Source organism: Micromonospora sp. DH14 (genome assembly GCF_029809455.1).
Classification (GTDB): Bacteria; Actinomycetota; Actinomycetes; order Mycobacteriales; family Micromonosporaceae; genus Micromonospora; species Micromonospora parva.
In genome coordinates this window covers 1-25,097 of record NZ_JARVKT010000014.1, presented here as the reverse complement: position 1 = coordinate 25,097, position 25,097 = coordinate 1, and the positions used below count along the sequence as shown (strand labels likewise).

Here is a 25,097-nt window from a genome sequence, read left to right as displayed (position 1 = left end):
CCTTTTGCCCACTTTTGTGAGCGGCTTCACCAGCGGGAATACCCGGCTGGTGCGGCAGCGGACCTGCCGCACCAGCCGGACGCCCGCACCTCAGCGAGCGGCGAGAGCCTGCGCGTCCGGGGCCACCGGGGCCGGCAACGCACCGACGCCACCCAGATAGCCGTGGATGGCGGCGGCCGCCGCCCGCCCCTCGGCGATCGCCCAGACGATCAGCGAAGCGCCCCGGTGCATGTCACCGGCCACGAACACCCCGTCGGCAGCGGTCTGCCAGTCGTCGCGGGCGTCGACGGCGCCCCGCGGGTTGCGGTCCACGCCGAACTGGGCCAGCAGCGGCTGCTGCTCGGTGCCCTCGAAGCCGATCGCCAACAGCACCAGATCGGCCGGCAACTCCCGCTCGGAGCCCGGCACCACTGTGACGATCCGCCGGCCGTCGCGCTTCTCCACCGTCACCTCGGCGATCCGCACCGCCCGCACCTGGCCGGTGCCGTCGTCCACGAACTCCTGCACCGCCACGGCGAAGACCCGCTCGCCGCCCTCCTCGTGCGCCGGGTAGCTGCGCAGCACCCACGGCCAGGTCGGCCACGGGTCCCGTGCCTCGTCGCGCTCCTGCGGCGGCTGCGGGTACAGGTCCAACTGGTGCACGCCCGCGGCGCCCTGACGGTGCGCCACCCCGAGACAGTCCGCCGCCGTGTCACCACCACCGATGATCACCACGTGCTTGCCGGCCGCGTCGATCGGGGTGCCGTCCGGCAACACCGCCCTCCCCGGCCGCCCCTCACCGGTCACGGCGACGCCCGGCTGGTCGGTGGTCGCGGTGGCGACCGCGCGATTCGCCGCGACCAGGTGCGCCATCGCCTGGTGTACGCCCCGAAGCGCCCGCCCGGGAGTCTCCGGGGTGTCCCGGCCCTGCAACGCCCCACACGCCAGCAGCACCGCGTCGTGCTCGGCACGCAACTGCTCGGCGGTGACGTCCACCCCGACGTTCACGCCCGTACGGAACCGCACCCCCTCGGCGGTGAGCTGCGCCAACCGGGCGTCGATGTGCCGCTTCTCCAACTTGAAGTCGGGGATGCCGTACCGGAGCAGACCACCGATCGCGTCGTCGCGTTCGTACACCGTCACCGCATGACCGGCGCGGGCCAACTGCTGGGCGGCGGCGAGGCCGGCGGGCCCGGAGCCGACGACGGCGACCGACCGGCCCGACGGCGCCGGCACGGCGCGGGGGGTGAACCCACGCGCGGCGGCGGCGTCGGCGATCTCCACCTCGACCTGCTTGATGGTCACCGGTTGACCGCCGGAGATGCCGAGCACGCAGGCCGCCTCGCAGGGCGCCGGGCAGAGCCGGCCGGTGAACTCCGGGAAGTTGTTGGTGGCGTGCAGCGACTCCACGGCGGCGTCCCAGTTGCCGGTGCGCACCAGGTCGTTCCAGTCCGGGATGCGGTTGCCCAGCGGGCAGCCGTCGTGACAGAACGGGATACCGCAGTCCATGCAACGAGTGGCCTGCTCGCGGATGAGGTCCTCGCCGGCCGGCGGGTAGACCTCCCGCCAGTCGCTGATCCGCACCGGCACCGGGCGGCGGGCCGGCAGTCGCCGGTCGTAGCGCAGGAAACCGTTCGGGTCAGGCACGTGCCACCTCCTGGGCAGCCACCCGCGGGGCGGGCGGCACCGGCGCGACCGGCGCGCTCAGCGCGCCCATGACCGCGTCGTCGACGTCGCGGCCGGCGGCTTCGGCGGCCCGCATGATCTCCAGCACCCGGCGGTAGTCGCGGGGCACCACGGCGGTGAACTCGGCGACCGCCTCCGGCCACCGCTTGAGCAGTTCCTCGGCGACCGCCGACCCGGTCTCGGCCACGTGCCGTTGGACCAGCTCGTGCAGCAGCGACTGCTCCGGCTCGCCCAGCGGCATCAGGTCGACGAGTTCCACGTTGACCCGGGCCCGGTCCAGGTGGTGCACGAACGCCGTGCCACCGGACATGCCGGCCGCGAAGTTCCGGCCGGTCGCGCCCAGCACCACCACCGTGCCACCGGTCATGTACTCGCACCCGTGGTCACCGACGCCCTCGACCACCGCGACAGCGCCGGAGTTGCGCACCGCGAACCGCTCCCCGACCCGGCCACGGAGGAAGACCTCGCCCGCCGTGGCCCCGTACAGGATGGTGTTGCCGGCGATGATCTGGTCCTCGGCCCGCCGCCCCGGCTCGGCGTCCGGGTCGAGGAACGGCGCGGCGGCGTCCGGACGGACGATGAGCCGCCCCCCGGAGAGGCCCTTGCCCACGTAGTCGTTGGCGTCGCCGTGCAGGCGCAGGGTCACCCCGCGCGGCAGGAACGCGCCGAACGACTGCCCAGCCGTGCCGTGCAGCACGAACTCGATGGTGTCCTCGGGCAGACCAGCGCCGCCGAAGCGACGGGTCACCTCACCGCCGAGCATCGCGCCGACGCTGCGGTGCTCGTTGCGCACCGCCACCTCGACCCGCACCGGCACCCCGTCGGCCAGCGCCGGGCGGGCCAGCGCGATCAGCTCGTTGTCGAGGGCGTGCTCCAGGCCGTGGTCCTGGGCGCGGACCCCACGGCGGGCCGCACCGGCGGGCAGCTCCGGCAGGTGCAGGACGGGCGCCAGGTCCAACCCGTGCGCCTTCCAGTGCGCGACCGCCGGGGCCACGTCGAGCAGCTCGGACTGCCCGATCGCCTCCTCGATCGACCGGAAGCCCAACTCGGCCAGGTAGCCCCGGACCTCCTCGGCGAGGAAGAGGAAGAAGTTCTCCACGAACTCCGGCTTACCGGTGAACCGCTCCCGCAGCACCGGGTTCTGGGTGGCGATGCCGACCGGGCAGGTGTCCAGGTGGCAGACCCGCATCATCACGCAGCCCTCGACGATCAGGGGCGCGGTCGCGAAGCCGAACTCCTCCGCGCCGAGCAGCGCCGCGATCAGCACGTCCCGGCCGGTCTTGAGCTGGCCGTCGACCTGCACGGTGACCCGGTCGCGCAGCTTGTTGAGCAGCAGCGTCTGCTGTGCCTCGGCCAGCCCCAGCTCCCACGGGGTGCCGGCGTGCTTGAGCGAGTTCATCGGGGAGGCGCCCGTGCCGCCGTCGTGCCCGGAGATCAGGATGACGTCCGCCTTGAGCTTCGCCACGCCGGCGGCGACGGTGCCGACACCCACCTCGCTGACCAGCTTGACGTGCACCCGGGCCGCCGGGTTGACGCACTTCAGGTCGTGCACCAACTGGGCGAGGTCCTCGATGGAGTAGATGTCGTGGTGCGGCGGCGGGGAGATCAGACCCACGCCGGGGGTGGCGTGCCGGGTCCGGGCGATCCACGGCCAGACCTTGTTGCCGGGCAGCTGACCACCCTCGCCCGGCTTGGCGCCCTGGGCCATCTTGATCTGGAGGTCGTCGGCGTTGACCAGGTATTCGCTGGTCACCCCGAACCGGCCGCTGGCGATCTGCTTGACCGCCGAACGGCGGACCGGGTCGTGCAGCCGCTCGACGTCCTCGCCGCCCTCACCGGTGTTGGACTTGCCGCCGAGCCGGTTCATGGCGATGGCCAGCGTCTCGTGCGCCTCCGCCGAGATCGACCCGTACGACATGGCGCCGGTGGCGAACCGCTTGACGATCTCGGAGGCCGGCTCGACCTCCTCGATCGGCACTGCCGGGCGGACTCCGGTACGCAGGGTGAACAGGCCCCGCAGCGAACCGGCCTGCGCGGCGAGCGCATCCACCTTGGACGTGTACTGGCGGAACACGTCGTACTGCCGGCTGCGGGTGGCGTGTTGCAGCAGGAAGACCGTCTCCGGGTTGAACAGGTGCAGCTCACCCTCACGGCGCCACTGGTACTCGCCGCCGACCTCCAGCCGGCCGGAGACGGCGGTGCCGGCCGGCGGCCAGGCCAGCGCGTGCCGGGCGGCCACCTCGGTGTGCACGCCCGCGAGACCCACCCCGCCGATGCGGCTGGGGGTGCCCCGGAAGTAACGCTCGACCAGCCGGGTGTCCAGGCCGACCGCCTCGAAGACCTGCGCCCCGCAGTACGAGGAGACCGTCGAGATGCCCATCTTGGACATGATCTTCAGGACGCCCTTGCCGAGCGCCTTGGCGTAGTTACGCACCGCCGCGACGGGCTCGATGCCGGCCAGCGCGCCGGTGGAGATCAGATCCTCCACCGACTCGAACGCCAGGTACGGGTTGACCGCCGCCGCGCCGTAGCCGATCAGCACCGCCGCGTGGTGCACCTCCCGGCAGTCGCCGGACTCGACGATCAGCGCCGCCTGCGTACGCGTCTGCTCCCGCACCAGGTGCTGGTGCACGGCGGCGGTGAGCAGCAGCGACGGGATCGGTGCCAGGTCGGCGTTGGAGTCCCGGTCGGAGAGCACCAGGATGCGGACGCCGTCCTCGATCGCCTCGGAGACGTGCCGGCAGATCTCGGTCAGCCGCGCCTTGATCCCGGCGGCGCCCTCCCGGATCCGGTACAGCCCGGAGACCCGCACCGCCTTGAAGCCGGGCAGGTCGCCGTCCTCGTCGATGGAGAGGATCTTCGCCAGCTCGTCGTTGTCGATGATCGGATGCGGGAGCACGATCTGCCGACAGCTCGCCGCGCCCGGGTCGAGCAGGTTGCCCTCCGGCCCGATGGTCGACGCCAGGCTGGTCACCAGCTCCTCGCGGATGGCGTCCAGCGGCGGGTTGGTGACCTGGGCGAAGAGCTGGTGGAAGTAGTCGTAGAGCAGCCGCGGCCGGGTGGACAGCGGCGCGATAGGGGTGTCCGTACCCATCGAGCCGAGCGGCTCGGCGCCGGTGCGGGCCATCGGCGCGAGCAGGATCTTCAGCTCCTCCTCGGTGTAGCCGAAGGTCTGCTGCCGGCGGCGCACCGAGTCGTGCGTGTAGACGGTGTGCTCGCGGGCCGGCAGATCGTTCAGCTCGATCAGCCCGGCGTGCAGCCACTCGCCGTACGGCTCGGCGGCGGCCAACTCGGATTTGATCTCCTCGTCGTGCACGATCCGCCCGGCCACGGTGTCGACCAGGAACATCCGGCCCGGCTGGAGCCGCCCCTTCGCGACCACGTGGGCCGGGTCGAGGTCGAGGACGCCCGCCTCGGAGCCGAGCACCACGAGCCCGTCGTCGGTCTGCCACCAACGCCCCGGGCGCAGCCCGTTGCGGTCCAGCACCGCGCCGACGACCTCGCCGTCGGTGAAGGCCACCGAGGCCGGGCCGTCCCACGGCTCCATCAGGCTGGCGTGGAAGCGGTAGAAGGCACGCTTGGCCGGGTCCATCCCGCTGTCGTTCTCCCAGGCCTCCGGGATCATCATGAGCACCGCGTGCGGCAGGCTCCGCCCGGCCAGGTGCAGCAGCTCCAGGACCTCGTCGAAGTTCGCCGAGTCGGAGGCGGCGGGCGTGCAGACCGGGAAGATCCGCCGGATGTTGCCCGGCACGTTCGGCGAGCGCAGCAGCGCCTCACGGGCCTGCATCCAGTTGCGGTTGCCCCGGATCGTGTTGATCTCGCCGTTGTGGGCGATGAACCGGTACGGGTGCGCCAGCGGCCAGGACGGGAAGGTGTTGGTGGAGAAGCGGGAGTGCACCAGCGCGATGGCGCTCTCCACCCGCTCGTCGCGCAGGTCGGGATAGAACGCCGGCAACTGGTCGGGCGTGAGCATGCCCTTGTAGACCATGGTGCGGCTGGACAACGACGGGAAGTACGCCGGGACGCCCCGCTCGGCGGTCTCCCGTTCGGCCTGCTTGCGCAGACAGAACGCCACCCGGTCCAGCTCGACGCCGCGCAGCGGGGAGCCGGCCGGCCCGCCGGGCGCGTCGGTCAGCCGGTGCGCGGCCAGGAAGATCTGGCGGACCCGGGGCATCGCCGCCAGGGCGGTCTCGCCCAGGTCACCCGGGTCGGTCGGCACGTCCCGCCAGCCGAGCAGGTCGGCGCCCTCGACCAGCGCGTACTTCTCGACCACCCGCCGGGCACGCGCCTCGGCGGCGTCGTCGTCGGGAAGGAACACCAGCCCCGTGGCGTACTCGCCCGCCGGGGGAAGCGCGACGTCGGCCACCGCGCGCAGGAACGCGTCGGGCACCTGGATCATGATGCCGGCGCCGTCGCCGGTGTTCGGTTCCGCGCCGCGGGCGCCCCGGTGGTCCAGCCGACAGAGCGCGCCGAGCCCGTTGGCGACGACCGAGTGGGAACGCCGGCCGTGCAGGTCCGCCACGAAGGCCACGCCGCAGGCGTCGTGCTCCTGCGCTGGGTCGTAGAGGCCCTGGGCGGCCGGACGGGGGTGGGGCGTCGGGGACGCCTGCGGGCTGTGCGGGTGCGGCTGTGCTGTGTCCGCGTACGGCTGAGCCACCGGGCCTCCTGTCGTCACTCAGGTTGGATCATGATGGGGACGACGTCGGCCCGTGGGTCTATTGAGTCTACGTTAGGGCCGGGGTCGCACGGCCACCCGAGATTGATCACACCGTCCACTGGCTGGGACGTGTAGTCTCGCGCGGTGGATCCGCTACACAAGCACGTCTTCGACCGGTTGGAACGCTTCTACGACGCGGTGCCCCGCGACGCCGCCGGTGCGGAGGAGCATGGTGGGCTGGTGCTGTTCGTCCGCGATGGCGCCGGGTGGCCGTTCTACGCCCGCCCACGCATCGACGCCACCGAGCCGCCGTCGCTCGCCGACGTGACGTCGGTCCGCGAGCGCCAGCGGAAGCTGGGCCTGCCGGAAGCCTTCGAGTGGGTGCACGAGACGACCCCCGAACTGCTCGCGGTGGCCCGCTCGGCGGGGCTGAACGTGCTGGAGGCGCCGCTGATGGTGCTCGACCCCAGCGCGCTGCCCGACCCGGCGACGCTGTCCGACGCGGCGGTGCGGGTGCTGGCAGCGGACTCCCCCGGCTTCGCCGCCGATGTCGCCGCCCGACGTGCGGTGGCAGCGGTGTCGTTCGCCGCCGCCGGCACCGCGCGCGGCGACGCCGGCCCGGCCGAGCGCGACGCCGCCGTCACCGAACTCGAACTGGCCGCGCTCGACGAGGAGCGCGCTCGGATCGCCGACGGTCGGCGGATCTCCGCGCTGGCCGGCACACCGACCGAGGGTGCGCTGGCCAGCGGCATGGCGATGCGCGTGGACGACGTCGCGGAGATCGCCGGGGTGGCCACCCTGCCGTCCGCCCGGCGCCGCGGGCTGGGCGCCGCGCTCACCGCCACCCTGGCCCGGGAACTGCTGGCCGCCGGCACCGACCTGGTCTTCCTCTCCGCCGGCAGCGAGGAGATCGCGCGGGTCTACCTGCGGGTCGGCTTCCGCCGCATCGGCACCGCCTGCATCGCCGAACCCGCCGCCCTCATCTCCTGACCCGCCGCGCACGCCTGCCCTGCCCGGCGACCGAGGTCAGGTCGGTGGCCGCCACTGCGCGGCGGAGGCGGCGGCGCTGGAGAGCAACCGCGAGTTGATCGTGCCGAGGGCGGCGTCCCGGGCCCGCAGCGCCAGCCGGCCCCGGGTCTGCAGCACCGCCGACATCCGCCGGGTCTGCCGGACCACCGTCGCCGCCCGGGGACGGCGCACCCGGTCGTACGCCACGACGGCGTCGGGCAGCCGCGCCTCCCGCAGCAGCGAGGAGAGGGTGGCGGCGTCCTCGAACGCGAGGCAGGCGCCCTGCCCGAGGTGCGGCGGCATGGCGTGCGCCGCGTCGCCGAGCAGCACCACCCCGCCGGGCCCGACCGGGAAGCCGTACGCCCGGGGCAGCGGGCGCAGCTCGCGAACCTCCTGCTGGACCAGGTCGGCCGGGTTGGTGGCCTCGAGCAGCGCGCCGACCGGCGCGGGCCAGTCCGCGTACCAGCGGCGCAGCAGGGCGAGCTGGGTCTCCGGCGGTTCCGGGCGTGGCGCGCCGGCGGCGGTGGCCACCCAGTAGATGCCGCCACGGCTGGACCCGCCCGAGGAGCCCCGGTCACCCAGCGACGCGGCCACGAACCGGTACCCCGCGCCGAGAATCTCACCGGCCAACGGCTGGTCGTCGGGGAGTCGAGGGGCCTGGTACCAGGGAATGACGGCCCGCCAGGCGGCGCACCCGGAGCTGACCACCCGGGACTCGGGTGCGAGTTGGCGGCGGATGCCGCTGTCCGTGCCGTCGGCGGCGACCACCAGGTCGGCCTCGATGGTGTGCCGCCCGTCGCTGACGCCCGGTCGCTCGCCCGGCTCGACACGGACGTGGCGCACCGTCACCCCGGTCCGCAGCTCGACGCGGTCACCGAGGCCGGCGATCAACGCGTCGTGCAGGTCCTCCCGGTGCACCACCACCGGCATCCGGTCGGCCGGGATGGGCCGAGGCTGCACCAGCCAGTGCCCGTCCGGGCGACGGACGCCACCGTCGGGCAACGGGGTGGCGATGGCGGCCAGACCGGCGCCGAGGCCCAGGGCCTGCAGCGCGCGGACACCGTTGGGCCAGAGCACCACGGCGGTCGGCTCGGGGCGAACTCGTTCGGCGCGTTCCAACACCGTGACCTGCCAGCCGGAACGGGCCAGCGCGCCGGCCACCGCGAGGCCACCGACCCCTGCGCCGACCACCACCGCGCTTCGCATCGGTGCCGCCTCCGCTCAGCTGTCCCGGTCGGCGGGACGCGCGCCAGTGGCGTCGGCCCGCTCGGTGCGCTCTGCGGACGGCTCGTCCGTCGGCTCGTCGTCGCTCGACGCGACGTCGGCGGGCACCGTGTCGCCGGACGGCTCGCCGTCGTCCGGCCGGGCGTCGTCGGCGCTCGTCGGCGGTACGACGCCGGTGTCCCGCCAGGCGGCGTACTGCTCCTCGCTCACCACCCGGTAACCCTCCGGCGCGGCGGCCCGCGCGGGGGTCTCCCGCTCGGAGAGGTCGACCTGGGACAGGTCGGACGTGGGCGGCGGGGTCGTCGTCGCCGCGCCGAGCGGGATCAGGTAGTCCCGAGGGCCGCGCACCCGGACGAAGTAGATCAGGGCGCCGAGGAAGACCAGGGCGGCGGTCCAGACGTTGAGGCGTACGCCGAGGATCTGGTTGGCCTCGTCGGTGCGCATCAGCTCGATCCAGAACCGGCCGACGGTGTAACCCATCACGTAGAGCGCGAACGCCCGGCCCCGGCCCAGCTTGAGCCGGCGGTCGAGGATGAGCACCAGGGCCACCACGCCGAGGTTCCACAGCGCCTCGTAGAGGAAGGTGGGCTGGTAGAGGCCCGGTTCGAGGATGGGCTGCCCGGCGTCGTCACGCAGCGCGTGGCCGGGGTTGTCCGGGTCCATCCGATGGATCTCCAGACCCCACGGCAGTGTGGTCCGGGCACCGAAGAGCTCGTTGTTGAACCAGTTGCCGACCCGGCCGACCGCCTGGGCCAGCGGCAGCCCCGGGGCCAGCGCGTCGGCCACCACGCTGAACGGAATGCCGAGTTGCCGGGCCGCGATCCACGCCCCGACCGCCCCACCGGCGACAGCGCCCCAGATGCCGAGACCGCCCTCCCAGATGGCGAACGCCTTCATCGGGTCCCCACCGGCGCCGAAGTATTTCTCGGGTGAGGTGATCACGTGGTAGATCCGGGCGCCGATGATGCCCGCGGGCACCGCCCAGACGGCGATGTCGAGCACCGCGCCGGGCGCGACGCCGCGTTGCCGCAGCCGGCGCTCCGTCACCCAGCAGGCCAGCACGATGCCGGCGATGATGCAGAGCGCGTAGGCCCGGATCGGCACCGGCCCGAGCTGCCAGACCGCGGTGCTGGGACTGGGCAGGGCCGCCTGGGGCGAGAGCGAGGCGAGGGTCACGGGTGCACACGCTACCGCTGCACACCCCGGCAGTGGCACCCCGGGCAGCGGGAGCGCGCGTCGCGATGACTTCTGGTTTGCACCGTCGTAGGCTCTTTGTCCATGAGCGCGCTCACCTGGACGGTCGCCGCGGTCGTCACCGACGACATCGGTCGGGTGCTGCTCTGCCAGCAGGGCCGGGGCACCCGCCGCTACGCGTTGCCGGGCGGGCGGCTGCGCCCGGCCGAGGGCCCGGTGCGGGCCGCCCTCCGGGACATCCGCGCGGAGACCGGCTGGGACATCGAGCTGGTCGACCTGGTCGGCGTCTACCACCTGGCCGGCCCGGCCGGGGAGGCCGCGGCCGGACGCGCCGGGCCGCTGCCGGACGTCCTCGCGCACGTGTTCCGCGCCCGCGCGGCCGGGGTCCGACCCGCGACCGACCCGCCGCCGGGTTGCCGGTTGTCCTGGCACTCCCCCGACGCGCTGCCGGAGGTGGTCACCCCGCTCACCCGGGCCGCCGTCACCGACGCGAACGCCGGCCGCTCCGGGGTGCTCCGCGACGTCCCCTGGTCACCCGACACCGCCGACACCGCGTCACTGCCGGCGGCTCGTCCCGCCGGGGAAGGCCAGCCGGCAGCCGACCAGGACACGCAGCCGCCGCGGACCAGCCAGGACACGCAGCCGCCCGGCACCGGCCAGGACGGGCATCGGCCCGGCACCAGCCAGGACGGGCATCCGGGGGCGGGGCAGCCGCCGGAGCAACGCGGCGAGGCCGCGAACCCGACCCTGCACCGCTGACAAGCAGCAACCGTTCCGAGCTTCGTCGCGTGCCCGCAGACACCTTCGCCGCCGCCTCATGCGAATGAGCGACATACCTGTGCGTCATGAATATGACGCACAGGTATGTCGCTCAACAGGCAAACATGCCCCTACGCGGCGCGGACGGCCGCCGCGAGCGGCGAGGGGTCGTCGAGGGCGGGGTCAGCGGATGGGGTTGCGGACGCCCTCGGCCAACTCGGCGCTGAGCGTACGCAGGGCGGCCAGCCCGTCCGCCTCGGTGGGCGCGTCGAGCAGGCACCGGATCAACGCGCTGCCCACGATCACCCCGTCGGCGTAACCGGCGACGGTCCCGGCCTGCGCGCCGGTGCCCACACCAAGGCCGACACCGATCGGCAGGTCGGTCACCGCGCGGGCCCGCGACACCAGCGTCGGGGCGGCGTCGGAGGTACGCGCCCGCGCACCGGTCACCCCCATCACGGCGGTCGCGTAGACGAAGCCGCGGCAGTGCCGCACCGTCATCGCCAGCCGGGCGTCAGTGGACGACGGCGAGATCAGGAACGTGCGGTCCAACCCGTGCGCGTCCGAGGCGGCCAGCCACTCGTCGGCCTCGTCGGGGATGAGGTCCGGGGTGATCAGGCCGGTGCCGCCGGCCGAGGCCAGGTCACGGGCGAAGACGTCCACGCCGTACCGCTCGACCGGGTTCCAGTAGGTCATGGTGACCACCGGGGCACCGGTCGCCGCCACCGCCTCGATGATGCGCATCGTGTCCGCGGTGCGGACGCCCCCGGCCAGCGCGATGTCACTGGCCCGCTGGATCACCGGACCGTCCATCACCGGGTCGGAGTAGGGGATCTCCACCTCGATGACGTCGACGCCGGCCTCGACCATGGCGGTCATCGCGGCGATGCTGCCCTCGACGGTCGGGAACCCGGCCGGCATGCAGCCGACCAGCAGTGCCCGTCCGTCGGCGCGGGCCTTGTCGAAGGCCACCCCGATCCGGCTCATCTCACCGCTCCTTGTCGAGGATGCCGAAGTAGTCGCCGGCGGTGTGCACGTCCTTGTCGCCCCGCCCGGACAGGTTGACCACGATGGTGGGCTCCCGGCCCAGCTCGGCGGCGAGCTTCGGGGCCAGCGCGACGGTGCCGGCGAGCGCGTGGGCGCTCTCGATCGCCGGGATGATGCCCTCGGTCCGGCAGAGCAGCTCGAAGGCGGCCATCGCCTCGTCGTCGGTGACCGGCAGGTAGCTCGCCCGGCCGGTGTCGTGCAGCCACGCGTGCTCCGGCCCGACACCGGGGTAGTCCAGGCCGGCGGAGATCGAGTGCGACTCCAGGGTCTGCCCGTCGGCGTCCTGCAGCACGAAGGTGCGGGTGCCGTGCAGCACCCCGGCGGACCCGCCGGTGATGCTCGCCGCGTGCCGGCCGGTGGCCACCCCGTCGCCGCCGGCTTCGAAGCCGTACAGCCGCACGGCCTGATCGCCCACGAACGCGTGGAAGATGCCGAGCGCGTTGGAGCCGCCGCCGACGCAGGCGGTGACGGCGTCCGGCAGCCCACCGGTGAGGTCCAGGCACTGCTGGCGGGCCTCGTCACCGATACCCCGGACGAAGTCGCGCACCATCGCCGGGAACGGGTGCGGGCCCGCGGCGGTGCCGATCAGGTAGTGCGTCTCGTCGACGTTGGCCACCCAGTCGCGCATCGCCTCGTTCATCGCGTCCTTGAGGGTGCGCGAACCGTTGGTGACCGGAACGACTGTCGCGCCGAGCATCCGCATCCGGGCCACGTTGAGCGCCTGCCGCTCGGTGTCGACCTCGCCCATGTAGACCACGCACTCGAGGTCGAACAGGGCGGCGGCGGTCGCGGTGGCGACACCGTGCTGACCGGCACCGGTCTCCGCGATCACCCGGGTCTTGCCCATCCGCTTGGTGAGCAGCGCCTGGCCGAGCACGTTGCGTACCTTGTGCGCGCCCGTGTGGTTGAGGTCCTCGCGCTTGAGCAGCACCCGCGCGCCGACCTTCGCCGAGAACCGCCGGGCCTCGTAGAGCAGCGACGGTGTGCCGGCGTAGTCGCGCAGCAGCGCGCCGAACTCGGCCCGGAAGGACTCGTCCCCCATCGCCGTACGCCACGCCCCGTCGAGCTCGTCCAACGCGGCCACCAGGGCCTCGGGAACGAACCGACCGCCGAAGCGGCCGAAGTGACCGGCGGAGTCGGGCTGCGGGCCGGCCACCGGGGCCAGCGCGTCGGCGCTCATCGGGATTCCTCTCGGTGGTACGTCAGGCCGGCGCGGGGTCAGCGCACCGGCCGGGGCGTTGCCGGGTGGTTGCCGGCGTTGACCAACTCGGCGACCGCCTCGCGGGGGCTCTTCTGAGTGACCAGGCCCTCGCCCACGAGGACCGCGTCGGCGCCCGCGGAGGCGTACCGGATCAGGTCGTGCGGGCCACGAACGCCGGATTCGGCGATCTTGACGACGCTGCTGGGCAGACCGGGCGCGATCCGCTCGAACACCGACCGGTCGACCTCCAGGGTACGCAGGTCACGGGCGTTGACCCCGATCACCTGCGCGCCGGCCTCCAGCGCGCGGTCGGCCTCCTCCTCGTCGTGCACCTCGACCAGAGCGGTCATGCCCAGCGACTCGATCCGCTCCAGCAGACCCATCAGGACGTTCTGTTCGAGTGCGGCCACGATCAGCAGGACCAGGTCGGCGCCGTGCGCGCGGGCCTCGTGGATCTGATAGCTGGAGACCACGAAGTCCTTGCGCAGCACCGGCACGGTGACCGCGGCACGGACCGCCGCCAGGTCGTCCAACGAACCGCCGAACCAGCGCCCCTCGGTCAGCACGCTGATCGCCCGTGCCCCACCGGCCGCGTAGTCGACGGCGAGATCGGCCGGATCGGCGATCTCGGCCAGCCGGCCCTTGGACGGCGACGAACGCTTCACCTCGGCGATCACGGCCACGCCGGGCTTACGCAGCGCCGCGTACGCGTCCATGGGCGGCGGCGCCGCCGCTGCCAGTTCACGGATCCGCTCCAGCGGAACCTGCTCCTGGCGTCGGGCGACGTCTTCACGCACGCCGGCCAGAATCTCGTCGAGCACGCTTACGGACGCTGCCTGGCCGGCCTCGTCCCCCTCCGCGTGCGCATGCTCAGCAGTCACGAACGGACTCCCCTCTCCGGGCGTCATGGGCCGATGCTAGGGGCAGCCGACCGACGCCGGACGCCGGGGGTATGGCGCTGCTCACGAAAAGGGCTGCGGCATAATGGCCGACCTGCCGTGAATGGGTTGTCACGCAGCGCCACCTCCGGTATCGACCACCGTCACGCGGTATGGAGCCGGACGGCCGCAGTCGGACCGGGCCGATCCATCGATCATGCCACCAGTTGCCGTCCCTCGCCCGACGGCAACGATGTCGATCGATGCTGTGAGCAAGCTCAAGGCCGAACGGCCGGTCCCAGGTCACGACCGAGGCGGGACAGTTGACCGGGCCGTCACCCCGGCGAAACGTCGACGGGCCAGCATCGTCCTCGGGCAGACTCGATGGCGCGCCTGCCCGACGCCACAACTCCTCGTGCGAGGTGACCATGAACATTTCCGAACCGCACCCGACCATCGGACTGACCACCATCTCGCGGACGGTCGCGTCACTCGCCGTCGGGGTCGTGCACACCGTGGAACGGGCAGTGGTGGGCGAGGCACGGATGCGGACGGCACGGGGCAACGCCTGGGAGGCGGTCTGCGCCGACCGGGCCCGCGCCGACCAACGCGCGGAACTCAACCGCCTGGTCGCCGAACTGACCGCCGCCCGCGCCACCAGTCGCCGCGCCGAGTGGGAGCGCCAGCCGGTCGGCTGACGGCCGCCGACTGCCGCGCCCACCGCGTCAGTCGGCCGTCGGATCCTCGCCCCGGTCCAGCGCGTCCCACGCCTCGGTGGTCCGCCGCCCCGCCAACGGCGTCGACGACCCGGCCGGGTCACCCGGCGCCGACACGGTCTGCGCAGTGGTCCGCGCCGGGCGTTCGTACCGGGCGCCCATCGCCGGCCAGTCACCGCCCCGCAACGCCGTCCACCAGCCGCCCACCGCGGCCAGCAGACCGCCGAGCAGGCAGAGCGCCGGCCACTGCCGGCTCACCGCGCCGCCCACGTCGGCCACCAACCCGTACCCGCCGCCGGCCGCCACGGCCAGACCGAGCACGCCGAGCAGTACACCCAGCGCCCGCCGCAGGCGGCCCCGGGTGGCCAGCACCGCACCACCCCCGGCCAGGGTCACCAGCGCCAACGCCGGCAGCCAGGGCAGCAGACCCGCACCGCTGCGCGTGTCGCGCACCGGCGGCAGCGGCGCCGGACGTACCGACAACTCGACCGACCAACTCCGCGTCGCCGCCCACAGCGCCAGGCCCGCGCCGGCCAGGCAGAGCAGCACCGCGTACGTCAACGCCCGCCGGCCCACGACGGCCCGCTCCCCACTCACTGAGTCTGCCTTTCGTTCGCGACTGCGGGGCTCCGCTGCGCTGCACTCCTCGCGCTCACCGAGCCCCCCTTTCGTTCGCGACTGCGGGGCTCCGCTGCGCTACACTCCTCGCGCTCACCGAGCGGGCCGGAGGGTCTCGGCGGCCGCGATCGCGGCCAGTACGGCCGCTGCCTTGTTCCGCGTCTCCTGATCCTCGGCGGCCGGGTCCGAGTCGGCGACCACACCCGCCCCGGCCTGCACGTAGGCGCGGCCGTCGCGGATCAGCGCGGTCCGGATGGCGATCGCCATGTCCAGGTCGCCGCCGAAGCCGAAATAGCCCACGGTGCCGCCGTAGGTACCACGACGGACCGGCTCCAACTCCTCGATGATCTCCATGGCGCGCACCTTCGGCGCCCCGGAGAGCGTGCCGGCCGGAAAGGTCGCCGCCAACGCGTCGAAGGCGCTCTGGTCGTCACGCAACGTGCCGGTGACGGTGGAGACGATGTGCATCACGTGGCTGTACCGCTCGATGGTCGCGAACTCGGGCACCTCCACGCTGCCGGGCTGGCAGACCCGCCCCAGATCGTTGCGGCCGAGGTCGACCAGCATCACGTGCTCGGCCCGTTCCTTCGGGTCCGCGAGCAGCTCGGCGGCGAGCGCCGCGTCGGCGGCGGGGGTGCCACCCCGCGGCCGGGTGCCGGCGATCGGGTGCAGCAACGCCCGGCGCCGCCCGTCCGCGCCGCCGGTGACCTTCAGGTGCGCCTCCGGTGACGAGCCGACGATGTCGAACCCGTCGAAGCGCAGCAGGTACATGTACGGGCTGGGGTTGCTGGTGCGCAGCACCCGGTAGACGTCCAGCGGGTCGGCGTGGGTCGTCCGCTCGAAACGCTGGGAAAGCACGATCTGGAAGCACTCACCGGCCCGGATCGCCTCCTTGGCCGCCTCCACCGCCTTCGGATAACCGCCCTCGGGCGTACGGCAGAGCACCTCTCCGGCCGGCGGACGCTCGACGGTGGAGATCATCGGCGGGATGGGCCGGGACAACGCCGTGGTCATCGCGTCCAGCCGGCCCACCGCGTGGTGGTAGGCGGCGGCGACCTGCGGGGCGCGGTCCGGCGCGTCCAACGGCGGCAGCACCGCGTTGGCGACCAGGATCGCCGAGCCGTCGTAGTGGTCGAGCACCACCAGGTCGGTGGCGAGCATCATGCCCAACATCGGGACGCCCAGGTCGTCCTCGGTCAGCTCGGGCAACCGCTCGAACCGCCGGATCAGGTCGTAGCCGAGGTAGCCGACCATGCCCCCGGTCAACGGCGGCAGACCGTCGGACGGGTCCCCGACCGGCCCGGCCAGCGCCGCGACCGTCTCCCGCAACATCCGCACCGGGTCACCCTCGGTGGGCAGCCCGGTCGGCGGCTGGCCGAGCCAGGTCGCCACGCCGTCGCGTTCGATCAGGGTGGCGCTGCTGCGCACCCCGATGAACGAGTACCGCGACCAGGCCATCCCGGCCGAGCCGACGCCCTGCTCAGCCGATTCCAACAGGAACGTGCCCGGCCCACCGGCCAGCTTCCGGTAGACGCCGACCGGGGTCTCCGCGTCGGCCAGCAGCCGCCGGGTCACCGGCACCACCCGCCACTCGGCGGCCATCGCGGTGAAGGTGGCCAGGTCGGGGCTGAGCGAGCCGTCGGTCATGAGTGCGCCTCCGTCCCGGTGACGGGCAGCTCGGTGAAGAAGCAGGTCCGGTGGCCGGTGTGGCAGGCTGCGCCGACCTGGTCCACGCTCACCAGCAGCGCGTCCCCGTCGCAGTCCAGGGCGACCGACCGCACGTACTGGTGGTGCCCGGAGGTGGCGCCCTTGACCCAGTATTCGCGTCGGCTGCGCGACCAGTAGGTGGCCCGGCCGGTGGTGAGGGTGCGGTGCAACGCCTCGTCGTCCATCCAGGCGACCATCAGCACCTCACCGGAGTCGTGCGCGCGCACCACGGCGGCGACCAGACCGTCGGCGGTGCGGCGCAGCTGGGCCGCGATGGCCGGATCGAGCCGGGAGGGGCGCGCCGGCGCGGGCGCGGCCAGCTCGTTCGGTTCGCTGGGTACGCCGGTCACCGGCGGGTCAGGTACGGGCACAGTGAGCAATTCTCCCGCACGCGGCGCGGGCACCGCCGACCGCTCCCGCCAGGGCTGCGGCGAGGGCCCCGGGGGCCGGGTCTGCGGCGGCGACGGGGGCTGCGGCGCGGGCCCCGCCGGCCGCGCCAACTGGGCGACGTAGCGGTCCAACCGGCCGTCGACCAGGGCGGCGGCCAGGTCCGCGCCGGCCGTGTCGGCGATCTCCTCGGCGTACGGCCGGATCAGCGGCAGGGTGCCGGCGACCAGCCGGACGGCGGCGGCCCAGAGCTGCCCGGTGGCGCCCGGGCGCAGCCCGAGGCAGAGCAGCATGTCCGACCGGTAGCCCGGTGGGGTCACCGGCAGTTCCAGGGCCGCCGCGAAGGCCGCCCGGCGGGAGTGGACCCGCACGGACGGGTTGGCCGGGCGGAGCACCGAGGGGCAGAGCCGCGCCAGGTCGGCGACGGCGAGCCGGACCCCGAGGCGGTCGTTGGCCGCGCGGGCGGCGGCGGCCTTACCCAGCGTGGCGATCATCTCTTCCAGCCGGGGCGGCTCGGCGGGCTGGCACAGCACCGGCAGGTCGATCCGGGGTCGCCAGTGCGGGTCGGCCCAGAGCAGCCGCGCCGGCGCGGTGACCGGTAGCCCGAACGCCCAGTCGGCCGGTTCGCCGAGGTGGTCCACCCAGGACCGGACGTCACGGGCGGCCACCGAGACGTGGGTGAGCTGGCCTGCGGACTCGGCCAGGTAGGCCCGGCTGGCCGCGTACGGGGCGCCGCCGACCAACACGTCGAGGTCGACGTCGCTGTGCGCGGTGGCGGCGCGGCGGGCGTGGCTGCCGCGCAACAGGATGCCGACGACCGGCCGCTCGGCGGCCTGCCGCAACCGCGCGGCCCAGTCCTCAAGAAAACCGCTATCCGGTAACGGAGCGTGACCCACGGCGCCATCGTGCCGCACGTCCGATCGGTACGCAATGCCCGTTGGCGGACTTCGTGTCCGGTCCGGAGCTTACTGCCCGTTCTCGCACTGGGCGCAACGGCGGGCGTCCAGTCGCCGATGGCGGGCCGTTGCGTGCGGGACGGTATTTCATCTAGCGTTGATTTCAACAGGTGATGAGTTTCTGCGGAGGTGTGCGATGGACGATGCGATAGCCGTCCGGGACCTGGTCGTCGACCGGGGTGGGCGGCGGGTGCTGGACGGCATCAGCTGCCGGGTGCCGCGCGGCGCGGTCACCGGGCTGCTCGGCCCCAGTGGCAGCGGCAAGACCACCTTCATGCGCGCGGTGGTCGGGGTGCAGGTGGTCGCCGGCGGGACGGTCACCGTGCTCGGCCAACCGGCAGGCACCCCCGCGCTGCGGCACCGGGTGGGCTACCTGACCCAGGCGCCGAGCGTCTACGCCGACCTGACCGTCCGGGAGAACGCCCGCTACTTCGCGACCCTGTACGGGCGTGGGCGCGCCGAGGCCGATCGGGCGATCAGCGATGTCGGGCTGGCCGAGGCGGCCGGTCAGCTGGTCGGCACCCTCTCCGGCGGTCAACGCAGCCGAGCCTCGTTGGCGTGCGCCCTGGTCGGGGAGCCGGAGCTGGTCATCCTCGACGAGCCGACCGTCGGTCAGGACCCGGTGCTGCGCGCCGACCTGTGGGCCCGGTTCCACGCGATGGCCGCCGCCGGCACGACCCTGCTGGTGTCCAGCCACGTGATGGACGAGGCGGCCCGGTGCGACCGCCTGCTGCTGATCCGTCAGGGGCGGTTGATCGCCGACGACAGCCCGGCCGCGATCCGCGCCGCCGCCGGTGTGGACGACCTCGACGAGGCGTTCCTGCGGCTCATCCGGGCCGGCGAGGCCGCCTCCACCAGCGCCGACGCGACCGCCACACGGGAGACAGCATGAGCTCGCGAATCCTCGCCGCCACCACCGGCCGCATCCTGCGTCAGCTCCGGCACGACCGGCGGACCATCGCGCTGCTCGTGGTGGTGCCGGCCGTCCTGCTCACCCTGGTCTACTTCATGTACGCCGACCAGCCGACCCCGCCCGGCCAGCCGAGCACCTTCGACCGGATCGCGCTGGTGATGCTCGGCATCTTCCCCTTCGTGATCATGTTTCTGGTGACCAGCATCGCCATGCTGCGCGAACGCACCTCGGGCACGTTGGAGCGGCTGCTCACCACCCCGCTGGGCAAGCTCGACCTCCTCTTCGGGTACGGCATCGCGTTCGGGCTGGCCGCCGCCGTGCAGGCCGCCGTCGCCGCCGCCGTGGCGTACTGGATCTTCGGTCTGGAGACCGCCGGCAGCATCGGGCTGGTGATCGGGATCGCCGTGCTCGACGCGGTGCTCGGCGTCGCCCTCGGGTTGCTGTGCAGTGCCTTCGCGCGCACCGAGTTCCAGGCAGTACAGTTCCTGCCGGTCGTGGTGATCCCCCAACTGCTGCTCTGCGGGCTGTTCGTGGCCCGCGACCAGATGGCCGGCTGGCTCCAGGCGCTCAGTGACGCCTTCCCCCTGTCGTACGCCATCGAGGCTTTGCAGGAGGTCGGTGCCCACGCCGAACCGACCGGCCGGATGTGGCGGGATGTCGCGGTGGTGCTCGGCGCGGTGGTGCTGGCGCTGGTGCTCGCGGCGGCGACCCTGCGCCGACGCAGCGGCTGACCGCCGACGCCGGGGGCGGCGGCCGGCACGGCGGCTGACCCGGCGTTGAGCGGGCCGGCCCACCACGGGCCCAGGCGGACGAACGAAGGGCGGCGATGACGCGGCGAACCGGCCGGCGACCCGGCAAACCGGGCACCCGGGAGGCGATCCTCGACGCGGCGCGGGCGGCGTTCGCCGAACGGGGCTTCGACGCCGCCTCGATCCGGGCCATCGCCGGCACGGCGGAGGTCGATCCTGCGCTGGTGCACCACTACTTCGGCAGCAAGGACCAGCTCTTCCTGGCCGCGATGAACTTTCCGGTCGACCCCGGTCAGCTGGTGCCGAAGGTGCTCGCCGGTGACCGGGACGCCGTCGGCGAGCGGATGGTGCGCACCTTCCTCGGCGTCTGGGACTCCCCGGCCGGCAGCGCCGCGCAGGCACTGCTGCGCTCCGCGGTGAGCAACGAGTGGACGGCTCGACTGCTGCGGGAGTTCGTCACCACCCAGGTGCTGCGCCGGGTGCTCGAAAACCTCGACGTCGATCCGGCCGAGCTGCCGCTGCGGGGCTCCCTGGTGGCCAGCCAGATGATCGGCCTGGCCATGATGCGGCACGTGGTACGCCTCGAGCCGGTCGCCTCGGCCGACCCGGAAACCCTGGCGGTCATGGTCGGTCCCACGATCCAGCGCTACCTAACCGGCCCGCTGCCGACCTGACCCCATCCCACCCCTGCGTCGATCTTGCACTTTCTGTCCCGACCAAAGGGACGAATGACGCGTATCGACGGCCGGAAGTGCAAAATCGACGAAAAAGGCGTGGCGGCCCGGTCAGCTCAGCGCGGTGGGCGGGCGTCGGCCGTGAGTCGCAGCGGCGGCAGCAGACGGGGCAGCTCGGCCGGGTCGGCCAGCGGGCCCGGGAAGGCCAACCGGACCCGACGTCGGGCACCGGGTCGACCGAGGGCGACCAGCAGCCCGTAGCGGTCGATGCGCACCACCCGGGGAGGCCCGTCCGGGGTCTGCCCGGTCAACCCGAGCTGCTGGCACAGGTACTCGGTCACCTGGGCGCCGTGGCACTCGGCGAGGTCGGCGAGCAGGCGGGCCTCGACCGGGTGCACCGGGTCCGGCTCGGCCTCGGCGTACGCCACCGGGTCGATCCGGTGCACGACGCCGGCCCGCTCCCAGCGGACCTCGACCACCTCGAAGCGGAACAACCGGAACCGGGTGCCCAGGTCGAGCAGGTCCCCGGTCGGCTCGACCGCGGCGAAGTCGACAGCGCCCTGGCGGGCTTCGTCGCCGCGCAGCTCGGCCGCCCAGCCGGACACCCAGGCCCGACCCAGGCCGGGCGCACCGGCGGCGGGCGGCAGGTCGAGCACGTCGAGCACCACCGCGACGTCACCGCTGCCGGGCGCCGGTTGCAGGGCGGCGGCCAGGTGGCTGGCCACCGGCACCAGCAACAGCACCCGCCCGTCGGCGTCGGTGACGTGCCGGGCGTGGTGCGGGCCCGGCCGGTGGGCCAGGTGCACCAGACCGGGCAGGCGGCCGGCGACGAGGGTACGGACGATCTCGGCGGAGTTGGGCCGCATGGGCGCGACCTCCTTAGAAGGTTAGGCTTACCTAACCCGGAGCCTAGAGCACCCGACCGTCGGCGTCCACCACACCGCCGCACCTCACCGGGTCTGCTCCAGCCAGGAGGCGTAGAGCAGCCCGTACACCGAGTCGGCGTCGCGAACCAGCTCGTCGTGCGGGCCGCGCTGCACCACCCGACCCCGGTCCACCACGATCACCTCGTCGGCGGCCTGCGCCGTGGAGAGCCGGTGCGCGATCGCGAGGGTGGTCCGGCCCCGGGTGACCGCGTCCAGCGTGCGCTGCAACCGCACCTCCGTCGCCGGGTCCACCGCGCTGGTCGCCTCGTCGAGCACGAGCAGATCCGGGTCGGCCACGTACGCGCGGGCCAACGCGACAAGCTGACGCTCGCCGACGCTGAGCGCCTCGCCGCGCTCCCCGACGGGAGTGTCCAGGCCCGCCGGCAGACCCTCCAGCCAGTCCGACAGACCCAGCTCGGTGAAAGCGGTGCTCAACTGCTCGTCGGTCAACTCCGGACGAGCAAAACGGACATTGTCCCCCACTGTCGCGTCGAACAGGAACCCGTCCTGCGGCACCATCACCACGCGCGAGCGCAGCGAATCGAACCGGACATCCGTCAACGGCACCCCGGACAGCAGCACCGCCCCGGCCGACGGGTCCATCAGCCGGGTCAGCAACTTGGCGAACGTGGTCTTGCCGCTGCCGGTCTCACCGACCACCGCCACCCGACTCTTCGCCGCGATCTCCAACTCGATGTCGTGTAGCACCGGCGGCCCACCCGGATAGGCGAACCGCACCCCGGCGAACCGGATGTCCAGTGGCCCGCCCGGCAACTCCCGCCCCTGCTCCCCCGGGTCGGCCACATCCGGGGCGACGTCCAGCACGTCCAACACCCGACGCCAGCCGGCAATCGCGTTCTGCGCCTCGTTGAGCACCTCGGTGGCGATCTGCACCGGCTGGATGAAGAGCGTCACCAGGAAGAGGAACGCGGTCAGCTGGCCGATCGACAGCGTGCCGTCCACCCCCAACAGCACACCCAGCACCACCACGCCGGCCAGCGCCAGCCCCGCCGCCAACTCCCCGACCGAACTGCCCACGATGCTGATCCGGATCGCCCGCTGCTGCGCCAGACGCTGCCTGTCGATCGCCTCGTCCAGCCGCCGCTCCGTACGCCCGGCGATCCCGTACGCCCGGATCACCGGCGCGCCCACCACGCTCTCACCGATCGCGCCGAGCAGCGTCCCGGTGCGCTGGCGCACCGTCGCGTACGCCGAGCCGAGGCGGCGTTGCAACTGCCGGATGACGAACACCGCCGGCAGGAACGCGGCCAGCACCACCAGTGTCAACTGCCAGGAGTACGCCAGCATGACGGCGGTGGTGACCACCAGCTGACCCAGGTTGACCAGCAGGATCACCCCGCCCCACTGGAGGAACTGGGTGATCTGGTCGACGTCGCTGGTCACCCGAGAGACCAACGAACCCCGCCGCTCCGACTGCTGGTGCAACATCGACAGGTCGTGCACGTGCCGGAACGCCCGCGTCCGGACATTGGCCAGCGCCGTCTCGCTGACCGTGAACAGCCGGCGCATCATCAGGTAGCCGCAGATCGTGGTGATCGTCAGGATCGCCGCGGTGATCGCCACCACCGTCCAGACCACGGTCAGGTTCAGACCACCGACCAGGCCCCGGTCGATACCCTGCTGCACCGCCACCGGCACGGCGACCCGACCGACCATGTAGACCAACGCCAGGCCCAACGTGCCGGCCAGACCGATCCGTAGCTCCGGCGAGAGCGCCAGGCCCCGACGCAGGGTCTGCCAGGTCGTCTCCTCCCGCGCTTCCCGCGAGTCACTGTTCACCGGTCCACCTCGATTTCCAGGCCCGACGGCAGCGGCGCCACCTCGTCGTCGTACGAACTCTCCTGCGCGCGCTCGACCTCGGCCTGCTCGTAGGCGGTGACCAGGTCGACGTACCCGGGCACGGTGGCCAACAACTCGCTGTGGGTGCCCCGGGCAATCACCCGTCCCTGCTCCACGTAGATGACCTCGTCGGCGAGCGCGATGGTGGCCCGGCGGTACGCCACCACCAGGATCGACGCGGCCGGAACGCCCGCCGCCGCGGTCGACGACCGCAGCCCCGCCAGGATGGCCGCCTCCACTCGAGGATCGACAGCGCTCGTCGCGTCGTCGAGCACCAGCAGGCGCGGTCGGCCGGCCAGCGCGCGGGCCAGGGTGAGCCGTTGGCGTTGACCGCCGGAGAGCGAGGTGCCCCGCTCGCCGACCATGGTGTCCAGACCGTCGGGCAGCGCGGCGACGAACCCGTCCGCCTCGGCCAGCCGCAGCGCCGCCCAGACCACCTCGTCGTCGACGCCGGGCCGGTCGAGGGCGATGTTGGCGCGGACCGTGTCGTCGAAGATGAACGGCACCTGGGCGACCAGGGCCACCGTGCCGGCCAGCGAGGCGGAGGTCAGCTCGCGCACGTCCACGCCGTCCAGGCTCACCGTGCCGGAGTCCGGGTCGACGAGCCGCACCGCCAGCGAGGCGATGGTGGACTTGCCGGCGCCGGTGGGCCCGACCAGGGCCACCGTCCGACCGGACGGCACCGTGAAGCCGACCTCGCCGAGGACCTGCGCGCCCGGCGGGTGCGCTTCGGCGGGCGGGTAGGAGTAGTGCACGTCGTGGAAGGTGAGGGTGGCCGGTGCGGTCTCGGCCGGGTCGAGCACCCGCTGCCCGTACGGCATCTCGCCGGTGGCGTCGAGCACGCGGCGGACCCGGTCCCAGCCGGCGACGCTGCGCGGCAGCTCGGCCAGCACCCAACCGATGGCCCGCACCGGAAACGCCAGCACGGTGAAGAGGAAGGCCACGCTGACCAGCTCGGTCACGCTGATCGCGCCCTGGCGCAGCCGGAACGCCCCGACCACCAGGACGGCGAGGGTGCCGAGGCTGGGCAGCGTCTCCAGCAGTGGGTCGAAGATGCCGCGCAGCCGTCCGACAGCGATCAGCGAGTCGCGCAGCTCACCGGCGCGGTCCGCGAACCGGGCGGTCTCCTGGGCCTCGCGGCCCATCGTCTTGACCACCAGCGCGCCGTCGAAGCTCTCGTGGGCGATCCCGCTGACCTCGGCGCGCAGGCGCTGCGCCCGGGCCTGCCGGGGGGCCATGCGGCGGGAGTAGACGACGTTGAGCGCGAACAGCGCGGGGAAGACGGCGAGGCCGACCAGGGCGAGCGCCCAGTCGGTGGCGAAGAGCGACACGATCGCGCCGACAAGCATCGCCAACGTGCCGACGGCGAACGGCAGCGGCGCGATCGGGTACCAGGCCGCCTCCACGTCGGAGTTGGCATTGGACAGCAGGGTGCCGGTGGAGTTGCGGTGGTGCCAGGACAGCGGCAGTTCCAGGTACCGACGGGTGACCCGGCGACGGTAGGACGCCTGGAGGCGGTACTGCATGTAGCCGGCGCCGAGCCGACGGCCGAAGATGCCCGCCACCCGCAGCACGCTGATCCCGAACAACGCCGCCGCGGCCAGCGCCAGGGTGCCGGCGCCCACCTCGCCGCGTTCGATGGCCGGAAGCGCCACCTCACCGACGACCGACCCGACGACCCGGGCGCTGACGATGATCATCGCGCCGAAGAGCACGCTGCCGACGACCGCCACCGCGAAGATCCGCGGCTGTTCACGGATCGCCTGTCGCAGGACCCCCAGCCCTCGACCGAGAACGTCCCGACTTGTCTTGCTCGCCACGCTCTCCCCCGCCGTAAGCCGCAATTATCTACCTCATCCTTACCGGTCGGAGCCAGCACCGCCGACCCCGACCGGATATGTCGACCGTCACGTACCGGACGGCGGTGTCCGCGGGCGGCGACCGGTGGTGGGGGGGGG

General features: G+C 73.2%; 19 protein-coding genes and 1 pseudogene. 6 read left to right on the top strand and 14 right to left on the bottom strand.

Annotated features, from left to right (window positions below):
- Nucleotides 1-90 precede the first annotated feature (90 nt).
- Together QCZ28_RS19290 and gltB are read right to left on the bottom strand one after the other, a co-directional pair.
- Nucleotides 91-1,626: a glutamate synthase subunit beta gene (locus QCZ28_RS19290; RefSeq protein ID WP_279517967.1), complete on the bottom strand. Its 1,536-nt coding sequence runs from the start codon at nucleotides 1,624-1,626 to the stop codon at nucleotides 91-93.
- Nucleotides 1,619-6,322 (bottom strand): glutamate synthase large subunit, encoded by a 4,704-nt coding sequence (gltB, locus tag QCZ28_RS19285; protein WP_279517966.1) that lies wholly within the window; start codon nucleotides 6,320-6,322, stop codon nucleotides 1,619-1,621. The genes QCZ28_RS19290 and gltB overlap by 8 nt, the downstream gene beginning before the upstream one ends.
- Before the next feature lie 144 nt (nucleotides 6,323-6,466).
- Here gltB and QCZ28_RS19280 point away from each other — a divergent pair, with 144 nt between their 5' ends.
- Complete coding sequence (locus tag QCZ28_RS19280; RefSeq protein WP_279517965.1) at nucleotides 6,467-7,312, top strand: GNAT family N-acetyltransferase; 846 nt, start codon at nucleotides 6,467-6,469, stop codon at nucleotides 7,310-7,312.
- A gap of 36 nt (nucleotides 7,313-7,348) precedes the next feature.
- Here QCZ28_RS19280 and QCZ28_RS19275 read toward each other — a convergent pair whose 3' ends face one another.
- Together QCZ28_RS19275 and lgt are read right to left on the bottom strand one after the other, a co-directional pair.
- Complete coding sequence (locus QCZ28_RS19275; protein WP_279517964.1) at nucleotides 7,349-8,536, bottom strand: NAD(P)/FAD-dependent oxidoreductase; 1,188 nt, start codon at nucleotides 8,534-8,536, stop codon at nucleotides 7,349-7,351.
- Nucleotides 8,537-8,551: 15 nt separating this feature from the next.
- On the bottom strand, nucleotides 8,552-9,730 hold the full coding sequence (gene lgt, locus QCZ28_RS19270; protein ID WP_279517963.1) for a prolipoprotein diacylglyceryl transferase: 1,179 nt from the start codon (nucleotides 9,728-9,730) through the stop codon (nucleotides 8,552-8,554).
- 102 nt (nucleotides 9,731-9,832) lie between these two features.
- Between lgt and QCZ28_RS19265 the strand changes: the two genes are divergently transcribed.
- Complete coding sequence (locus QCZ28_RS19265; RefSeq protein WP_279517962.1) at nucleotides 9,833-10,507, top strand: NUDIX hydrolase; 675 nt, start codon at nucleotides 9,833-9,835, stop codon at nucleotides 10,505-10,507.
- A gap of 183 nt (nucleotides 10,508-10,690) precedes the next feature.
- Here the strand turns inward: QCZ28_RS19265 and trpA are convergent, their stop codons facing one another.
- Genes trpA through trpC form a run of 3 tightly spaced genes read right to left on the bottom strand, consistent with a single transcriptional unit; the run spans nucleotide 10,691 to nucleotide 13,576 of the window.
- Nucleotides 10,691-11,494, bottom strand: a complete 804-nt coding sequence (gene trpA, locus QCZ28_RS19260; RefSeq protein ID WP_279517961.1) for a tryptophan synthase subunit alpha — start codon at nucleotides 11,492-11,494, stop codon at nucleotides 10,691-10,693.
- Nucleotide 11,495: 1 nt separating this feature from the next.
- Entirely contained in the window at nucleotides 11,496-12,734 is a 1,239-nt protein-coding gene (gene trpB / locus QCZ28_RS19255) for a tryptophan synthase subunit beta (protein ID WP_279517960.1), read from the bottom strand.
- A gap of 38 nt (nucleotides 12,735-12,772) precedes the next feature.
- Complete coding sequence (gene trpC / locus QCZ28_RS19250) at nucleotides 12,773-13,576, bottom strand: indole-3-glycerol phosphate synthase TrpC (RefSeq protein ID WP_030334428.1); 804 nt, start codon at nucleotides 13,574-13,576, stop codon at nucleotides 12,773-12,775.
- A 485-nt stretch (nucleotides 13,577-14,061) separates the two neighbouring features.
- Here trpC and QCZ28_RS19245 point away from each other — a divergent pair, with 485 nt between their 5' ends.
- Nucleotides 14,062-14,331, top strand: coding sequence for a hypothetical protein (locus QCZ28_RS19245; protein ID WP_279517959.1), 270 nt, complete (start codon nucleotides 14,062-14,064; stop codon nucleotides 14,329-14,331).
- A gap of 27 nt (nucleotides 14,332-14,358) precedes the next feature.
- Here QCZ28_RS19245 and QCZ28_RS19240 read toward each other — a convergent pair whose 3' ends face one another.
- The 4 genes and pseudogenes from QCZ28_RS19240 to QCZ28_RS19225 all read right to left on the bottom strand — a co-directional run.
- A complete protein-coding gene (locus QCZ28_RS19240; RefSeq protein WP_279517958.1) occupies nucleotides 14,359-14,946 on the bottom strand; it encodes a Trp biosynthesis-associated membrane protein in 588 nt (195 codons plus the stop codon).
- 114 nt (nucleotides 14,947-15,060) lie between these two features.
- Nucleotides 15,061-16,614 (bottom strand): anthranilate synthase component I, encoded by a 1,554-nt coding sequence (locus QCZ28_RS19235; protein WP_279517957.1) that lies wholly within the window; start codon nucleotides 16,612-16,614, stop codon nucleotides 15,061-15,063.
- Complete coding sequence (gene hisI, locus QCZ28_RS19230; protein WP_279518081.1) at nucleotides 16,611-17,045, bottom strand: phosphoribosyl-AMP cyclohydrolase; 435 nt, start codon at nucleotides 17,043-17,045, stop codon at nucleotides 16,611-16,613. The genes QCZ28_RS19235 and hisI overlap by 4 nt, the downstream gene beginning before the upstream one ends.
- A gap of 225 nt (nucleotides 17,046-17,270) precedes the next feature.
- Nucleotides 17,271-17,555 (bottom strand): annotated as a pseudogene (locus QCZ28_RS19225) (phosphoribosyl-AMP cyclohydrolase); the annotation flags it as partial.
- 598 nt (nucleotides 17,556-18,153) lie between these two features.
- On the opposite strand from QCZ28_RS19225, the gene QCZ28_RS19220 reads away from it, so the two are divergent.
- The 3 genes from QCZ28_RS19220 to QCZ28_RS19210 all read left to right on the top strand — a co-directional run bounded on the left by QCZ28_RS19220 (nucleotide 18,154) and on the right by QCZ28_RS19210 (nucleotide 20,353).
- Entirely contained in the window at nucleotides 18,154-18,909 is a 756-nt protein-coding gene (locus QCZ28_RS19220) for an ABC transporter ATP-binding protein (protein ID WP_279517956.1), read from the top strand.
- The gene (locus QCZ28_RS19215; RefSeq protein ID WP_279517955.1) at nucleotides 18,906-19,661 is read left to right on the top strand and encodes an ABC transporter permease; all 756 of its coding nucleotides are present in this window, start codon (nucleotides 18,906-18,908) and stop codon (nucleotides 19,659-19,661) included. The genes QCZ28_RS19220 and QCZ28_RS19215 overlap by 4 nt, the downstream gene beginning before the upstream one ends.
- A 95-nt stretch (nucleotides 19,662-19,756) precedes the next feature.
- Nucleotides 19,757-20,353 carry a TetR family transcriptional regulator gene (locus QCZ28_RS19210; protein WP_030334442.1) on the top strand — a complete coding sequence of 199 codons (597 nt, stop codon included), beginning with the start codon at nucleotides 19,757-19,759 and terminating at the stop codon, nucleotides 20,351-20,353.
- A gap of 116 nt (nucleotides 20,354-20,469) precedes the next feature.
- Here the strand turns inward: QCZ28_RS19210 and QCZ28_RS19205 are convergent, their stop codons facing one another.
- The 3 genes from QCZ28_RS19205 to QCZ28_RS19195 form a co-directional block, all read right to left on the bottom strand.
- Nucleotides 20,470-21,219 carry a DUF2470 domain-containing protein gene (locus QCZ28_RS19205; protein WP_279517954.1) on the bottom strand — a complete coding sequence of 250 codons (750 nt, stop codon included), beginning with the start codon at nucleotides 21,217-21,219 and terminating at the stop codon, nucleotides 20,470-20,472.
- Nucleotides 21,220-21,303: 84 nt separating this feature from the next.
- Nucleotides 21,304-23,079, bottom strand: a complete 1,776-nt coding sequence (locus QCZ28_RS19200) for an ABC transporter ATP-binding protein (protein WP_279517953.1) — start codon at nucleotides 23,077-23,079, stop codon at nucleotides 21,304-21,306.
- Complete coding sequence (locus QCZ28_RS19195) at nucleotides 23,076-24,959, bottom strand: ABC transporter ATP-binding protein (protein ID WP_279517952.1); 1,884 nt, start codon at nucleotides 24,957-24,959, stop codon at nucleotides 23,076-23,078. The genes QCZ28_RS19200 and QCZ28_RS19195 overlap by 4 nt, the downstream gene beginning before the upstream one ends.
- Between the last annotated feature and the right edge of the window lie 138 nt (nucleotides 24,960-25,097).

Coding starts and splice junctions, on each gene's coding strand:
- QCZ28_RS19275 (WP_279517964.1), bottom strand. CDS start 8,536: ATGCGAAGCGCGGTGGTGGTCGGCGCAGGGGTCGGTGGCCTCGCGGTG.
- QCZ28_RS19265 (WP_279517962.1), top strand. CDS start 9,833: ATGAGCGCGCTCACCTGGACGGTCGCCGCGGTCGTCACCGACGACATC.
- trpA (WP_279517961.1), bottom strand. CDS start 11,494: ATGAGCCGGATCGGGGTGGCCTTCGACAAGGCCCGCGCCGACGGACGG.
- trpB (WP_279517960.1), bottom strand. CDS start 12,734: ATGAGCGCCGACGCGCTGGCCCCGGTGGCCGGCCCGCAGCCCGACTCC.
- QCZ28_RS19245 (WP_279517959.1), top strand. CDS start 14,062: ATGAACATTTCCGAACCGCACCCGACCATCGGACTGACCACCATCTCG.
- QCZ28_RS19235 (WP_279517957.1), bottom strand. CDS start 16,614: ATGACCGACGGCTCGCTCAGCCCCGACCTGGCCACCTTCACCGCGATG.
- QCZ28_RS19220 (WP_279517956.1), top strand. CDS start 18,154: ATGGACGATGCGATAGCCGTCCGGGACCTGGTCGTCGACCGGGGTGGG.
- QCZ28_RS19215 (WP_279517955.1), top strand. CDS start 18,906: ATGAGCTCGCGAATCCTCGCCGCCACCACCGGCCGCATCCTGCGTCAG.
- QCZ28_RS19210 (WP_030334442.1), top strand. CDS start 19,757: ATGACGCGGCGAACCGGCCGGCGACCCGGCAAACCGGGCACCCGGGAG.
- QCZ28_RS19205 (WP_279517954.1), bottom strand. CDS start 21,219: ATGCGGCCCAACTCCGCCGAGATCGTCCGTACCCTCGTCGCCGGCCGC.